At 68.5% G+C, this 14,612-nt stretch carries 14 protein-coding genes; 7 read left to right on the top strand and 7 right to left on the bottom strand.

Annotated features, from left to right (window positions below; all coding sequences use genetic code 11):
• Window positions 1–9: 9 nt before the first annotated feature.
• Both glp and B8W69_RS10610 read right to left on the bottom strand, forming a co-directional pair.
• A complete protein-coding gene (gene glp / locus B8W69_RS10615; protein WP_085289787.1) occupies window positions 10–1,299 on the bottom strand; it encodes a molybdotransferase-like divisome protein Glp in 1,290 nt (429 codons plus the stop codon).
• A gap of 127 nt (window positions 1,300–1,426) precedes the next feature.
• Entirely contained in the window at window positions 1,427–2,338 is a 912-nt protein-coding gene (locus B8W69_RS10610) for a UTP--glucose-1-phosphate uridylyltransferase (RefSeq protein ID WP_085289786.1), read from the bottom strand.
• 76 nt (window positions 2,339–2,414) lie between these two features.
• Here B8W69_RS10610 and B8W69_RS10605 point away from each other — a divergent pair, with 76 nt between their 5' ends.
• From B8W69_RS10605 to mscL, 4 genes are all read left to right on the top strand, one after another.
• Window positions 2,415–3,014, top strand: a complete 600-nt coding sequence (locus B8W69_RS10605; protein WP_085289785.1) for a 5-formyltetrahydrofolate cyclo-ligase — start codon at window positions 2,415–2,417, stop codon at window positions 3,012–3,014.
• Between the two features lie 89 nt (window positions 3,015–3,103).
• Window positions 3,104–3,427, top strand: a complete 324-nt coding sequence (locus B8W69_RS10600; protein WP_085289784.1) for an FmdB family zinc ribbon protein — start codon at window positions 3,104–3,106, stop codon at window positions 3,425–3,427.
• Window positions 3,428–3,491: 64 nt separating this feature from the next.
• Entirely contained in the window at window positions 3,492–4,160 is a 669-nt protein-coding gene (locus B8W69_RS10595) for an SAF domain-containing protein (RefSeq protein ID WP_085289783.1), read from the top strand.
• 67 nt (window positions 4,161–4,227) lie between these two features.
• Window positions 4,228–4,698: a large-conductance mechanosensitive channel protein MscL gene (mscL, locus tag B8W69_RS10590; protein ID WP_085289782.1), complete on the top strand. Its 471-nt coding sequence runs from the start codon at window positions 4,228–4,230 to the stop codon at window positions 4,696–4,698.
• 394 nt (window positions 4,699–5,092) lie between these two features.
• On the opposite strand, the gene B8W69_RS10585 is transcribed toward mscL, so the two are convergent.
• The 5 genes from B8W69_RS10585 to rpmF form a co-directional block, all read right to left on the bottom strand.
• Window positions 5,093–5,590, bottom strand: a complete 498-nt coding sequence (locus B8W69_RS10585; protein WP_044487196.1) for a MogA/MoaB family molybdenum cofactor biosynthesis protein — start codon at window positions 5,588–5,590, stop codon at window positions 5,093–5,095.
• A gap of 59 nt (window positions 5,591–5,649) precedes the next feature.
• Complete coding sequence (locus tag B8W69_RS10580; protein ID WP_085289781.1) at window positions 5,650–7,173, bottom strand: S1C family serine protease; 1,524 nt, start codon at window positions 7,171–7,173, stop codon at window positions 5,650–5,652.
• A gap of 72 nt (window positions 7,174–7,245) precedes the next feature.
• Entirely contained in the window at window positions 7,246–8,814 is a 1,569-nt protein-coding gene (locus tag B8W69_RS10570; RefSeq protein WP_085289779.1) for a HAMP domain-containing sensor histidine kinase, read from the bottom strand.
• Window positions 8,815–8,830: 16 nt separating this feature from the next.
• On the bottom strand, window positions 8,831–9,520 hold the full coding sequence (gene mprA, locus B8W69_RS10565; RefSeq protein WP_085289778.1) for a two-component system response regulator MprA: 690 nt from the start codon (window positions 9,518–9,520) through the stop codon (window positions 8,831–8,833).
• Between the two features lie 166 nt (window positions 9,521–9,686).
• Window positions 9,687–9,860 carry a 50S ribosomal protein L32 gene (gene rpmF / locus B8W69_RS10560; RefSeq protein WP_003872812.1) on the bottom strand — a complete coding sequence of 58 codons (174 nt, stop codon included), beginning with the start codon at window positions 9,858–9,860 and terminating at the stop codon, window positions 9,687–9,689.
• 270 nt (window positions 9,861–10,130) lie between these two features.
• On the opposite strand from rpmF, the gene B8W69_RS10555 reads away from it, so the two are divergent.
• Genes B8W69_RS10555 through B8W69_RS10545 form a run of 3 tightly spaced genes read left to right on the top strand, consistent with a single transcriptional unit; the run spans window position 10,131 to window position 14,610 of the window.
• Window positions 10,131–11,861, top strand: a complete 1,731-nt coding sequence (locus B8W69_RS10555; protein WP_085289777.1) for an acyclic terpene utilization AtuA family protein — start codon at window positions 10,131–10,133, stop codon at window positions 11,859–11,861.
• Window positions 11,858–13,018, top strand: coding sequence for an acyl-CoA dehydrogenase family protein (locus B8W69_RS10550; protein WP_085289776.1), 1,161 nt, complete (start codon window positions 11,858–11,860; stop codon window positions 13,016–13,018). The genes B8W69_RS10555 and B8W69_RS10550 overlap by 4 nt, the downstream gene beginning before the upstream one ends.
• Before the next feature lie 2 nt (window positions 13,019–13,020).
• Complete coding sequence (locus B8W69_RS10545) at window positions 13,021–14,610, top strand: acyl-CoA carboxylase subunit beta (RefSeq protein WP_110881891.1); 1,590 nt, start codon at window positions 13,021–13,023, stop codon at window positions 14,608–14,610.
• Window positions 14,611–14,612: the final 2 nt, after the last annotated feature.

The raw sequence follows: 14,612 nt of genomic DNA, 5'->3' as shown, positions 1-14,612 counted from the left end.
TTCTTTCGCTCAGCCGCGCTGAGCCAGAAAGGCGACGTCGACGATCTCGCCGGTGCGGATCTGCTCGGCGCCGCTCGGCACCACCACCAGACAGTTCGCCTCGGCGAGGGTGGCCAACAGGTGCGACGACGCGCCGGGGCCGCCGCCGAGCGCCTGCACCAAATACTCTCCGCTCTCCTGGTCGCGCATCAGCTGGCCGCGCAGGAAGCCCTTGCGTCCGGCCACCGACGTGATGGGCGACAGCGTGCGCGCCTGCACGATGCGGCGCATCGGCTGACGCTTGCCCAGCGACAGCCGGATCAGCGGCCGGACCATCACCTCGAAGACCACCAGCGCGCTGACCGGGTTGGCCGGCAGCAGGAAGGTCGGCACGCCCTCGCGGCCCAGCTGCCCGAAACCCTGGATGGATCCCGGATGCATGGCGACGCGCACCACCTCTATCTCGCCGAGCTCGGCGAGCACCTGGCGCACCGCCTCGGCCGCGGCGCCCCCGACGGCGCCGGCGATCACGATCACCTCGGCGCGATTGATCTGGCCCTCGACGATCTCGCGGAGTTCGCGGAGCCCGCCGCTGACGATCCCGACGCGGTTGACCTCCGCCCCGGCATCGCGCGCCGCCGCCGCCAGCGCATACGAGTTGACGTCGTAAACCTGCCCGTTGCCCGGGGTACGCGAGATGTCGACCAGTTCGCCGCCCAGCGCCATGATCGTCACCCGGGGCCGCGGGTGCACCAGCACCCGTTCGCGTCCTACCGCGGCCAGCAGCCCGACCTGCGCCGCGCCGATCACCGTCCCGGACCGCACCGCGACGTCACCGGGCTGGACGTCGTCGCCGGCGCGGCGCACGTAGGCGCCCGACGGGGCACCCCGCAGGATCCGCACCCGCTGCGTCCCACCGTCGGTCCACCGCAACGGCAGGACCGCGTCGGCCAGGGTCGGCAGCGGCGCCCCTGTCTGCACGCGCACCGCCTGGCGCGGCTGCAACCGGCTCGGGGTGCGCGACCCCGCCTCGACCATGCCCATCACCGGCAGCACCAGACCCTCGCGCCCGTCGCACTCGCCCGACTCCTCGAACGGCCCAGGCAGGCCCTCGCTGCCCACCTCGCCGACACCGAGTACGTCGACGCTTCGCACCGCATAGCCATCGATCGCGGCCTGGTCGAAGCCGGGCATTGGGCGCTCGGTCACCACTTCTTCGGCGCACAACAATCCCTGCGCCTCGGCGATCGCCACACGTATCGGCCGCGGGGCCACCGCGGCGGCCGTGATCCGGGCCTGCTGCTCTTCCACCGAACGCACAGCGCGCCTCTCTGCCGTCGGGCCGCGCATAGGGCGACCCGCTCACTGCGCAGGCGGGGCATCCCCGCCCGGGACCGCTACGCGTTCCGCCGGCCCGCCGTCGTCCGCCAGCCGGATCAGCGTCCGGCTACTGCTCGGCCAGACCTAATCGCGCCACCAACCACTGCCGCAAATCCGGGCCGTAGTCGTCACGATCCAATGCAAAGTCAACCGCAGCCTTGAGGTAGCCGCCAGGATTTCCCAAGTCGTGTCGAGATCCGCGATGCACAACCACGTGCACCGGGTGGCCCTCCGCGATCAGCAACGCGATCCCGTCGGTGAGCTGTACTTCGCCGCCGGCCCCACGCTCGATGCGGCGCAACGCATCGAAGATGGCGCGGTCGAGCACGTAACGGCCGGCCGCGGCGAACATCGAAGGCGCGTCCTCGGCCCGCGGCTTCTCGACCATGGCGTTGACCTTGAGCACGTCTGGATTGTCGTCGTCGGGAATCGGTTCGACGTCGAAAACGCCGTAGGCGCTGACTTCTTCGGGTGTCACCTCGATGGCGCACAGCACCGTGCCGCCGTAGTGCGCACGCACCTTCGACATCGTGCCCAGCACGCCGGTCGGCAGCACCAGGTCGTCGGGCAGCAACACCGCGATGGAGTCCTCGTCGTCGGCCAGCCGCGACTCCACGCAGCCGATCGCATGCCCCAGACCGAGCGGCTCGCTCTGCACCACGGACTCGACCTTGATCAGCTGCGGCGCGCGGCGGACCTTGTCGAGCATCGCCGTCTTGCCGCGCTCCTCCAGCGTGCTTTCCAGCACCAGGTCTTCGACGAAGTGCGCGACGACGCCGTCCTTGCCCTCCGAGGTGATGATCACCAGGCGCTCGGCACCGGCCTCAGCCGCCTCGGCGGCCACCAGCTCTATGCCCGGCGTATCGACAACCGGCAACAGCTCCTTGGGGACCGTTTTGGTCGCCGGCAAGAAGCGGGTACCGAGACCCGCGGCGGGCACGACCGCAGTGCGTGGCACCACCACGTTTGGGCTTGACATTGTTCACACGATAACCCGCATCCGCTTCGCCGAGTCGATGTGGCGCGGGCAAAGACCGGGCTGCCATGGTTGACGCATGGCGACCACCAGCAAAGCCGCGTTGCGCGACCAGCTGCTCGCCGCCCGGCGCCACGTTGCCGACGACGTTCGCGCCACCGAGGCGCGGCAGGTGTGCGAGCGGCTGGAGGCCCTGGAAAGCATTGTGACCAGCGGCGGCACGATCTGCGCCTACGTGCCGGTGGGCACCGAACCGGGGTCCATCGAGATGCTCGACATGTTGCTGCGGCGCACCGGGCGAGTGCTGCTGCCGGTGGCGCGCACCGCGGCCGACAACACGCCGCTGCCGTTGTCCTGGGGCGAATACCGGCCCGGCACGCTGACCACCGGGCGGTGGGGGCTGCTCGAACCGCCGCAGCCCTGGCTGCCGTCATCCGCCCTGGTGCAAGCCGACGTGGTGCTGGTGCCGGCGCTGGCCGTGGACCGCCGCGGCGTGCGGCTGGGCCGGGGCCGGGGTTTCTACGACCGCTCGCTGGGCGGCCGCGATCCGCACGCGCGGCTGATCGCGGTCGTCCGCGACGCCGAAGTGCTCGACGAAGTACCGGCCGATCCCCACGACATTCCGATGACCCATGCGCTCACTCCGCGACAGGGATTGATCGATCTCGATGGGCGCTGACATATCGGGGAATGAGACATGTCACCTGGCGGTTCTAGCACTTGAGACGCTAGAGTGCTAATCAGGTTTGCAATCATCCGGAGGTTTTTGTGCCGACTTACAGCTATCAGTGCACCGAGTGCGACGATCGCTTCGACGTCGTGCAGGCCTTCACCGACGACGCGCTGACCACATGCAAACGCTGCTCCGGGCGGCTGCGCAAGCGCTTCAACTCCGTCGGCGTGGTGTTCAAGGGCAGCGGCTTCTACCGCACCGACAGCCGCGAGTCCGGCAAAAAGTCGAGTTCGAGCAACGGCTCCTCGTCGCGCGACTCGGGATCCAACGGCTCGGGCTCCAGCGACAAGTCCAGCTCCGACTCGAGCGACAAGTCGAGCAGCAGCTCCACGACATCCACCGCCGCCGCGGCCAACTGACGGTTATCCACACCGGCCTCGCCGGGCGTGAGCCCGGGCGCCGGGTAACGCCTACCGTTGCCGCGTGGGCGAATCATCGCTGAACCCAAGCCTATTCAGCCGGGTCTCGCTCTGGTTGCGCCCGGATTGGACTCGCACCGTGCTGGCACGCCGCGTCGCCGCGGGCGGGCTGGTGGTGCTGGCCGGGATCGCGACGCTGCGGTCCAACCCCGCCGGTGATTATGCGCAAGTAGTGGTGGCCGAGCATGACCTGCGCCCCGGCGCCGCGTTGACTCCCGCCGATGTCCGGCTCGAAAAGCGTTTAACCGCAACCGTTCCCGACGGAGCACGGGCTGACCTGGGCGCGGTAGTGGGTTCGACGCTGGCCGGCCCGACCCGACGCGGCGAGGTGCTCACCGACGTCCGGCTACTGGGCAGCCGGTTGGCGGAGTCGACGGCCGGGCCGGGCGCCCGCATCGTGCCGCTGCATTTGGCCGACGCCGCCCTGATCGACCTCGTCCGGGTCGGTGACGTGGTCGACGTGCTGGCCGCGCCGGCCACCAGTGGGCCGGACAACTCCCACGCCGCCACCAAGGTGCTGGCCACCGACGCCGTGGTGGTGCTGGTGTCGGCCAAAGAAAAGATTCAGACCGCCGACGGCGACCGCGTAGTGTTGGTTGCGCTGCCGGCTCGTGTGGCGAACACGGTGGCAGGGTCGGCGCTGGGCCAGACCGTGACGCTCACCCTGCACTGAGCGCCTGGCCGTTGTTCGTCTGCGTGTCGACAGCAAACTCTGTCCAGTCCCAGAAAGGCCATCCCCAATGCTCAAAGGGTTCAAGGAGTTTCTCTCGCGGGGCAACGTCATCGACCTATCCACCGCGGTGGTCATCGGTACCGCGTTCACCGCCCTGGTCACGCAGTTCACCGACAACATCATCAAACCGTTGATCAACCGCATCGGCGTCAATCAGCAGTCCAATTTCGGCATCCTGCGGATCGGTATCGGGGGCGGCCAAGCCATCGATCTCAACAACGTCCTGTCGGCCGCCATCAACTTCGTGATCATCGCCGCGGTGGTCTACTTCCTGGTCGTGCTGCCGTACACCACACTGCGCAAGCGCGGTGAGGTCGAGCCGGCCGACGACGCGCAGGTCGTCCTGCTCAAGGAGATCCGCGACCTGCTCGCCCAGACCAACGGCGATTCGTCGGGCAAGCACGGCAGCGTGGTCACCACACCGCCGCCGGAGCACGGACCCCGCGCGGAAGCCGAATCGAAATCAAGCGAGTCTTGACGGTCGCGGCCGATAGCTCCAGGTCGTCCGCGATGGGTTTGACACCATCACCGCGCAGCATGCGCAGCGCAACGTCGGCTTCGGCATTGGTCAGGTCGAACAGCCGGCGGATCAATGCCTGGGTGGCTCCAGTTCCCCTTCGGGGTCGATGATCATCACCAAAGCCTTTGCCCCAGAGAGGTTTTCGATAGGCGAACCCGGTTCTTCCCTACGCCGTGTTCGCCCTGCTGCAGTACCACCTCAGCCTGATTGCCGACGTACTGCCCGCCAGCGCATTTCGGGACTGCGGGCTCGATCCAGACCGCTGGTATCCGTTGCCCCGCCGCTTGCTGCGCACCGCGCGGTTCGTTGTGGCCCGTTAGCCGATTCCGCGGCGATCGCCCGGCCGCGGAGTTCAGATCTCCAGGCTCGACAATTGCCCGATGATCTGGGCCGCCAACGGATTCAGCGTCGCCATGCCGTCGCGCACGGCGTAGCGGGAGCCGGCCAGGTTGACCACCAGCGTGCTGCCGGACACCCCGGCGAGACCACGTGACAATCCGGCATCGATGATGCCCGCCGACAGGCCCGACCCGCGGATAGCCTCTGCGATACCGAGGATTTCGCGATCCAGGATCTCGCGGGTGGCCTCCGGGGTGACGTCGCGCGGCGTGACGCCCGTCCCGCCGACCGAGACGACCAGGTCCACCCCGCCGATCACCGCGGTGTTCAGCGCGTTGCGGATCTCGATCTCGTCAGCGGCGACCGCGACCACACCGTCGACAACGAAGCCGGCCTCGGTCAGCAGCTCGGTCACCAGCGGACCGCTGTGGTCCTCGTCCCCGTGAGCGGTGCGATCGTCGACCACCACAACCAAAGCCCGGCCAACTACTAATTCCGCACCCGTTTCCATGGGAGCAACCGTATATCCGAGCTCAGACAATCCCGTCGCCGAGGGTTCGTCCACTTTCACTACTGATCCGCCTTCCCGAGGGTGACCGGCAACGTTCGGCTGCCGCCACCAGCGGGATCCTGGAACGTCAGCGAGATCTTGTCACCGGGCGCCTTGGACCGCACAGCCGCGACCAGCGCGTCGGCGCTATTGATCGGCCGGTCGTCGACCTTGGTGACGACCACGTTCTTGGGGACGCCGGCGGAGGCCGCCGCGCCGCCCGCGACGACGTCGACGACCTTGGCGCCCGGGGTGCCCTTGTCGTTGGTCACCTGCACGCCGAGCGAGGCGTGGGACGCCTTGCCGGTGGCGATCAGCTCATCGGCGATGCGCTTGGCCTGATCGACCGGAATCGCGAAGCCCAGGCCGATCGAACCGCTCTGCGCGTCCGGCGAGTCCGCGCCCAGCGTGGCGATGGCCGAGTTGACGCCCACCAGCTGGCCGTTCATGTTGACCAGCGCACCACCGGAGTTACCGGGGTTGATCGCGGCGTCGGTCTGAATCGCGTCCAGCACGGTGTTCTGGTTGCCCGACTCACCGGTGGTGGACACCGGCCGGTTCAGCGAGCTGACGATGCCCGTGGTCACCGTGCCCGACAGACCCAACGGCGACCCGATCGCGACGACCGGCTGGCCGACGCGAAGGTCCGACGAGGAGCCCAGCGAGATCGGGGTGAGCCCGGACATGCCCTGCACGCGAATCACGGCGATATCGCTGGTGGGATCCGCGCCGACCACCGTGAACGGTGCGGTGCGACCGTCAGAGAAGGTCACCGTCGTCTTGGGCGTCGGGGAACCGGCACCGGCGCCGCCGGGACCACCCGGGATGCCGGGTGGCACGGGAGCCGCCGGCGGAGCTCCCGGAGGGCCGCCGGGCCCCTTGGGCGGTCCCGCCGCGGCGGCGATCACGTGGTTGTTCGTCAGGATGAGCCCGTCGGTGGACAGGATGATGCCGGAGCCCTCTTCGGACTGGCGCCCTATGTCGGTCTCGAGCATCACGACGCTGGGCACCACCTTGGAGGCGACCCCCTCGACGCTGCCGGGCGGCATGTTCGCGGCCGGGACGCTGGGCGCCGCCCCGATGACACGCCCGCCGCCGTTCCCGGTCGCGTGCGTGCCGAGCTCGACGGCCGTCGCCGCGGCACCGCCGATACCGGCCGACACCACGGCGATGGCTAATGCACCGACGACCAACAAGCCTGTGCGAGAACGCTTTTGGGGTTCGGGCGGGACGGGCATCCCGGGCAGCATGCCGGGCATGGGACCCGTGCCGGCGCCTCCCGGCATCGGGCCTGCGCCGGCGCCCCCGGGAATCCGACCCTGCCCGGTGTTGCTGAAGGGCTCGTAGGGCGGACGGAACTGCGTCGTCGGCGACGACGAGGGCTGCGACCGATAGCGCCAGTCATATTGCTGGTTGTACGGCAGCTGTCGTCCCGGGGCATAGCCGGAGGACCCCGCATGGCTCGGGACGTGCGCAGGCTGATTCGGCGCGGGGGGATATCCCGGCTGCTGCGGCGGTGGCGAATACCTCGGGTCATTCGTCATGTCGCTAAGTCGCTCTTCCTCTATCTCTGTGTTTCGGCAAGTCGACGGCTGGGTTCAACAGTAGCCGCAGACCTACCTTGCCCGCGCGGACTGAGAGTCCACTGAGATAACGTTCGCCGATTCCCGAGAGTTCGCCTCGTCGTCGGTCACCGCTTGGGTGGGGCCGGTTGCGGCGTCTACCTGGCCGGTTTCCGCATCGTCGGCGGCCGTGGCGTACGTCGAGGCGGGCAGCGGCCGGCCGGGCAGCAGCACATAGAAGGACGTGCCCGGGGGCTGACCGCCCGGAACGGTGTCCTCGACGCGCAGCAGTCCCCCGTGGTTGAGCACGACCTTTTTGACAATGGCGAGCCCGAGTCCTGAGCCAGGCATGGCGCGTGCGGCCATCGAGCGGTAGAACCGCTCGAACACCAGCCGGCGCTCCTGGAGCGGAATGCCGGGGCCGTAGTCGGCGATCACCAGCTCCGCGTGCGACGGGTCGAGCTGGCGCATTGTGACACCGACGTGCCCACTGGGCGGGCTCCACTTGGCGGCGTTGTCGAGCAGGTTGAGGACCGCACGCGACAACCCGGCGGCGTCGCCGTACATCTGCCACGGCGTCACGTCGACGTCGAAGTGAATGTCGTTGCGCCGCCGCCTGACTCGCTCCAGGCTGCGATCGACGACCTCGGACATGTCGACGGGTTCGTGCACCACCTGGCCGGCGTCATCGCGGGTGAGGTCCACCAAATCGCCTACCAGCGTTGACAATTCCTCGATCTGCGCCATGACATCGGTGCGTAGGTCGACCATCTCCTGCTCGGGCAGACGCGGCGCCCCCGGTTCCATCGCGGCCATCAGCAGCTCGACGTTGGTCCGCAGCGACGTCAGCGGGGTGCGCAGTTCGTGCCCGGCGTCGGTGACCAGTCGTGCCTGCCGCTCCCGGGACTCGGCGAGCGCGCGCAGCATCAGGTTGAACGACTCGGTGAGCCTTGCCAGTTCGTCGCTACCGAACACGGGAATGGGTCTCAGGTCATCGGTGCGCGCCACCCGCTCGGCCGCTTCGGTCAGCCGTGCCACCGGGCGTAGCCCGGCTCGGGTGACCATGCCGCCCGCCACCGCGGCGACCGCCACACCCACGCCGCCGACGATCAGCAGCACCCAGCGCAGCCGGTTCATCACCGCCTCGGTGGGCTTGAGGCTCTTGGAGATCAGCAGCGAGGTGCCGTTCTGCAGGTGCACCGCGAGGATTCGCTGGTCGCCGGCGGTGCGCCGTGACATGAACAAGTCACCGTGGATGACCGCTTTTTCCGGCGAGCCGACCGGCAGGGTCTGACCCGGCTGCTGGGCGGTGTAGATCGCGTGGCCCGGGTTCACCAGCATCGCGTTGACGTCGGAATAGGCAGTGCCTTCGATGGCTTTGCCGGGGTCGGCGGCCAGTGAACCGCTGGCGATAAGCAGTTGCGCCCGGCTTTGCAGCTGGTTGTCGATGTCGCTGTACAGCGCGGCCGAGATCACGGCGTAGACGGCGAAGGCCATCAGCACCACGACCATGGCCACCATCGACATGGCCAGCAGCATCACCCGCCACCGCAACGACAGGGACGGCGTTGCGCGCAACGGTGGGCGCATCGGTGGGCGTTGAGGCCGGTGGAACCGGATCATCGAGGGACCCGCATCGTCACGGGGGCGTCTCCCGAAGGACGTAACCCACACCGCGCACGGTGTGGATCAACCGCGACTCCCCATCAGCTTCGGTCTTGCGCCGCAGATAGCCCACGTAGACCTCCAGCGCGTTGCCCGAGGTGGGGAAATCGAATCCCCAGACCTCCTCGAGGATGCGGCTGCGGGTGAGCACCCGGCGCGGATTGGCGATCAGCATTTCCAGCAGCGCGAATTCGGTGCGGGTCAGGCTGATCCGGCGCTGACCGCGGGTGACCTCGCGGGTGACCGGGTCCAGCGTCAGGTCAGAGAACGTCATCGCCACCGAATCGGCGTCCTCGTCCTCCGGCTTGGTGCGGCGCAGCAGAGCGCGCATCCGAGCCAACAGCTCTTCCAGGGCGAACGGCTTCGGCAGGTAGTCGTCGGCGCCGGCATCCAGGCCGGCGACCCGCTCCGACACCGAATCGCGCGCGGTGAGCACCAGGATGGGCAGGTCGTCGCCGGTGCTGCGGAGCTGGCGGCATACCTCGAGGCCGTCCAGGCGCGGCATCATCACATCCAGAACAAGGGCATCGGGCCGCTCGTTCGCGATCCGTTCGAGGGCTTCGACCCCGTCATGGGCTAACTCAACGGAGTAGCCGTTGAAGGACAACGACCTACGCAGCGACTCGCGCACCGCGCGATCATCGTCGACGACCAGTATTCGCACGGACCCTAGTTTCGTCCCACTGCCTGAGACTGACCTGAGAGGCGCGCCGGGAGGGGCTAGCGGCGGTCGCAAGCGCGGCGAAGCCGGGCGCAGCGGGCCGCCGCCATCGGGCTAGCGGCGGTCGCAAGCGCGGCGAAGCCGGGCGCAGCGGGCCGCCGCCATCGGGCTAGCGGCGGTCGAGGTCGATCAGACCGAGGCGGGCCGCCTTGAGCAGCCGCCGGGGAACTTTGTGCCGCTGACCTGCGACCGTCACACCGACGAGTTCGGTCTTCTCGGCCTTCCACTGCGCGCGCCGGCTACGGGTGTTCGCGCGCGACATTCTGCGCTTGGGTACGGCCATGGTCGGGCCTAACTCCTCAATAGTGGGACTTGCAGTTCGGCATGTCGCGCGGCGTGGCCGGTGGGCCGAACGGGCGACGATCGCACATCAGGATAGTCGCTGGTCCGCCTGTGGCCAAAATGGACGTCCGCGCGCCGATCCCCTGCCCACCGGGCGCACCGCGGGCACCCTGTTCCGAAGTGGGATCCTTGACGTGACACCGACGGTACCCGCTAACCTACCGGTTGGTTGGTAGGTCCGAACCGGTGAATCCCCGAATGGAGGACAGGCATGGCCTCGGCTTCCGGCGCTTCCGGCGCCTTGGGCAGTTCCGGCGCCGTCCGGATCGCGAACTGTTCGGGGTTCTACGGCGACCGGCTGTCGGCCATGCGCGAGATGCTCACCGGCGGTGACGTCGAGTACCTCACCGGCGATTACCTGGCCGAACTCACCATGCTAATCCTGGGCCGCGACCGGATGAAGCACCCCGAGCGCGGCTACGCCAAGACCTTTCTGACCCAGCTCGAGGACTGCCTCGGCGAGGCTCGCGACCGCGGGGTCCGCATCGTCGCCAACGCCGGCGGCCTCAACCCCGCCGGCCTGGCCGACGCGATACGCGCGCTGGCCGAGCGGCTGGGCATCGACGCCCGGATCGCTCACGTGGAGGGCGACGACCTGTTGTCGCGTGCCGCCGAGCTCGGCCTGGGCAGCCCGCTGACCGCGAACGCGTACCTGGGCGCCTGGGGAATCGTCGACTGCCTCGAGGCCGGCGCCGACGTGGTCGTCACCGGCCGCGTCACCGACGCCTCGGTGATCGTCGGGGCGGCCGCCGCACACTTCGGGTGGGACCGCACCGACTATGACCGGCTCGCCGGCGCCGTGGTCGCCGGCCATGTCATCGAGTGCGGGGTGCAGGCCACCGGCGGCAACTACTCGTTCTTCACCGAGGTCGCCGATCTCACCCACGCCGGTTTCCCCCTGGCCGAGGTCAGCGCCGACGGATCCTCGGTGATCACCAAGCACCCGGGCACCGGCGGCCTGGTCAGCGTCGACACCGTCACCGCGCAACTGCTCTACGAGATCACCGGTGCGCGCTACGCCAATCCCGACGTCACCGCCCGGATGGACAGCGTCGAGTTGTCGTCCGACGGGCCCGACCGGGTGCGCATCAGCGGGGTGCGCGGCGAAGCCCCGCCACCCACCTACAAGGTGTCGATGAACAGCATCGGCGGGTTCCGCAACTCGATGACCTTCGTGCTGACCGGCCTGGACATCGAGGCCAAGGCCGAGCTGATACGCCGGCAACTCGACGCCGCGCTCAACGTCAAGCCCGCCGAACTGCAATGGTCGCTGGCCCGCACCGACCACCCAGACGCCGACACCGAAGAGGCCGCCAGCGCCCTGCTGCACTGCGTCGTGCGCGACCCCGACCCCGCCAATGTCGGGCGCCAATTCTCCTCCGCCGCTGTCGAATTGGCGTTGGCCAGCTATCCGGGATTTCACGTGACGGCCCCGCCGGGCGACGGCCAGGTCTACGGCGTGTTCACCCCGGGATACGTCGCCGCCGATCAGGTACCACACGTCGCGGTACACGCCGACGGATCCCGTATCGACATCCCCTGCGCCACAGACACTTTGGAGCTATCCCCGGCCGACACGCCACCGCTGCCGGAACCGCTGCGGGCCGGCCCGACCCGGCGGGTGCCGCTGGGCCGCATCGCCGCGGCGCGCAGCGGCGACAAGGGCGGCTCGGCGAACGTCGGGGTCTGGGTGCGCACCGACGAGCAATGGCGGTGGCTGGCCAACACTTTGACCGTCGAGCTGCTCAAGGCGCTGCTGCCCGAGGCCGCGGACTTCGACGTCACCCGCCACCTGCTGCCGAACCTGCGGGCGGTCAACTTCGTCATCGACGGCATCCTCGGCCGGGGCGTCGCCTACCAGGCTCGATTCGATCCCCAGGCCAAGGGGCTGGGCGAATGGCTCCGCGGCCGCTACCTCGACATCCCGGAGAGTCTGCTGTGAATCTTTGGACCACGCCCGAGCGCGAACAGCTGCGAAAGACGGTGCGCTCGTTCGCAGAACGCCAGATCCTGCCCCACGTCGACGAGTGGGAGCGCACCGGCGACCTGCCGCGCGAATTGCACCGCAGCGCCGGGGCCGCCGGACTGCTGGGAGCGGGCTTGCCCGAATCGGCCGGCGGCGGTGGCGGCGACGGCGCCGACGCGGTGATCATCTGCGAGGAGATGCATCAGGCCGGAGCGCCGGGCGGTGTCTTCGCGTCGCTGTTCACCTGCGGCATCGCGGTGCCGCACATGATCGCCTCGGGCGATCAACGGCTGATCGATGAGTTCGTCCGCCCGACGCTGGCCGGTGAGATGATCGGTTCGCTGGCCATCACCGAACCCGGCGGCGGTTCCGACGTCGGGCATCTGAGGACCTCGGCTGAGCTTGTCCGCAGCGACGGCGACGCCTACTACTTGGTCAACGGCGCCAAGACCTACATCACCTCCGGGGTCCGCGCCGACTACGTGGTCACCGCGGTGCGCACCGGAGGCGCTGGCGCGGGTGGGGTTTCGCTGCTGGTGGTCGAGAAGGGCACGCCGGGCTTCGAGGTGACCCGCAAGCTGGACAAGATGGGCTGGCGGTCCTCGGACACCGCCGAACTGTCCTATACCGACGTCCGCGTGCCGGTGGCCAACCTGGTCGGCGCCGAGAACAGCGGCTTCGCCCAGATCGCGCAGGCCTTCGTCTCGGAGCGCATCGGCCTTGCCGCACAAGCATATTCAAGCGCGCAGCGGTGCCTGGACCTGACGGTGCAATGGTGTCGCGATCGCGAAACGTTCGGCCGGCCGCTGATATCGCGGCAGTCGGTGCAGAACACGCTGGCCGAGATGGCCCGTCGCATCGACGTCGCCCGGGTCTACTCGCGCAGCGTGGTGGAGCGGCAGCTCGCCGGTGAGACCAATCTGATCCCGCAGGTGTGCTTCGCCAAGAACACCGCCGTCGAGGCCGGCGAGTGGGTGGCCAACCAAGCCGTCCAGCTGTTCGGCGGCATGGGTTACATGGCCGAATCCGAGGTGGAACGCCAATACCGGGACATGAGAATCCTCGGCATCGGCGGTGGGACCACCGAGATCCTCACCGCACTGTCCGCCAAACTGCTGGGATTCCAATCATGACCGTGCTGCAGTCCACCCTCGACGCCGAGGCCCCCGTCTTCACCGACGCGGCGACGGCGGCGATCACCAAACTTGAGGAGATCGACACCGAGCTGGCCAATGCGCTGGCTGGCGGCGGGGCCAAATACGTTGAACGCCATCATGATCGCGGCAAGTTGACGGCGCGCGAACGCATCGAATTACTCGTCGACCAGGACTCGCCGTTCCTGGAGCTCAGTCCGCTCGCGGCGTGGGGCAGCGCCTTCAAGGTCGGCGCCAGCACGGTCACCGGCATCGGTGTCGTCGAAGGCGTGGAATGCATGATCGTCGCCAACGACCCGACCGTCAAAGGCGGCACCAGCAACCCGTGGACCCTGAAGAAGATCCTGCGGGCCAACCAGATCGCCTTCGAGAACCGGCTACCGGTCATCTCCCTGGTGGAATCCGGCGGCGCGGACCTGCCCACGCAGAAGGAGATCTTCATTCCCGGTGGGCGGATGTTCCGCGACCTGACCCGGCTGTCGGCGGCCGGGATCCCCACCATCGCATTGGTGTTCGGCAACTCCACCGCGGGCGGCGCCTACGTTCCGGGCATGTCCGACCACGTGGTGATGATCAAGGAACGTTCCAAGGTCTTCCTCGCGGGTCCCCCGCTGGTGAAGATGGCCACCGGTGAGGAATCCGACGACGAATCGCTCGGCGGCGCCGAAATGCACGCCCGTGTCTCGGGTTTGGCCGACTACTTCGCCGTCGACGAACTCGACGCGATCCGAATCGGCCGCCGCGTCGTCGCCCGGCTGAACTGGGTCAAGCAGGGGCCGAAACCCAAACCGGTCACCGCGCCGCTGTTCGACACCGAGGAACTCATCGGCATCGTGCCCGCGGATCTGCGCATCCCGTTCGATCCGCGGGAAGTGATCGCCCGCATCGTCGACGGCTCCGAATTCGACGAATTCAAACCGCTGTACGGGTCGTCGTTGGTGACGGGCTGGGCCCAGTTACACGGCTATCCGATCGGCATCCTGGCCAACGCGCGCGGCGTGCTGTTCAGCGAGGAGTCCCAGAAGGCCACCCAGTTCATCCAGCTGGCCAACCGCTCCAACACGCCACTGTTGTTCCTGCACAACACCACCGGCTACATGGTGGGCAAGGACTACGAAGAGGGCGGGATGATCAAGCACGGCTCGATGATGATCAACGCCGTGTCCAATTCGACCGTCCCGCACATCTCGCTGCTGATCGGCGCGTCCTACGGCGCGGGCCACTACGGCATGTGCGGCCGCGCCTACGATCCGCGGTTCCTGTTCGCGTGGCCGACCTCCAAGTCCGCGGTGATGGGTGGCGCCCAGCTGTCGGGGGTGTTGTCGATCGTTGCTCGCGCGGCGGCCGAGGCGCGCGGCCAGCAGGTCGACGAGGAGGCCGACGCGGCGATGCGGGCCGCGGTCGAGGGCCAGATCGAAGCCGAGTCGCTGCCGCTGGTGCTGTCCGGGATGCTCTACGACGACGGGGTGATCGACCCGCGCGATACCCGCACCGTATTGGGAATGTGTCTGTCCGCCATCGCCAATGGCCCGATCAAGGGGACGTCGAACTTCGGCGTCTTCCGGATGTGAGC

The organism is Mycolicibacterium vulneris, assembly GCF_002104765.1.
GTDB classification, from domain to species: Bacteria; Actinomycetota; Actinomycetes; order Mycobacteriales; family Mycobacteriaceae; genus Mycobacterium; species Mycobacterium vulneris.
Note: the sequence above shows the minus strand (reverse complement) of the source record. Positions and strands in the feature narration are given on the sequence as shown.

Excerpts from the sequence above, each read along its gene's own strand:
- B8W69_RS10610 (WP_085289786.1), bottom strand. The coding sequence starts at position 2,338 with ATGTCAAGCCCAAACGTGGTGGTGCCACGCACTGCGGTCGTGCCCGCC.
- B8W69_RS10605 (WP_085289785.1), top strand. The coding sequence starts at position 2,415 with ATGGCGACCACCAGCAAAGCCGCGTTGCGCGACCAGCTGCTCGCCGCC.
- mscL (WP_085289782.1), top strand. The coding sequence starts at position 4,228 with ATGCTCAAAGGGTTCAAGGAGTTTCTCTCGCGGGGCAACGTCATCGAC.
- B8W69_RS10585 (WP_044487196.1), bottom strand. The coding sequence starts at position 5,590 with ATGGAAACGGGTGCGGAATTAGTAGTTGGCCGGGCTTTGGTTGTGGTG.
- B8W69_RS10580 (WP_085289781.1), bottom strand. The coding sequence starts at position 7,173 with ATGACGAATGACCCGAGGTATTCGCCACCGCCGCAGCAGCCGGGATAT.
- B8W69_RS10570 (WP_085289779.1), bottom strand. The coding sequence starts at position 8,814 with ATGATCCGGTTCCACCGGCCTCAACGCCCACCGATGCGCCCACCGTTG.
- rpmF (WP_003872812.1), bottom strand. The coding sequence starts at position 9,860 with ATGGCCGTACCCAAGCGCAGAATGTCGCGCGCGAACACCCGTAGCCGG.
- B8W69_RS10555 (WP_085289777.1), top strand. The coding sequence starts at position 10,131 with ATGGCCTCGGCTTCCGGCGCTTCCGGCGCCTTGGGCAGTTCCGGCGCC.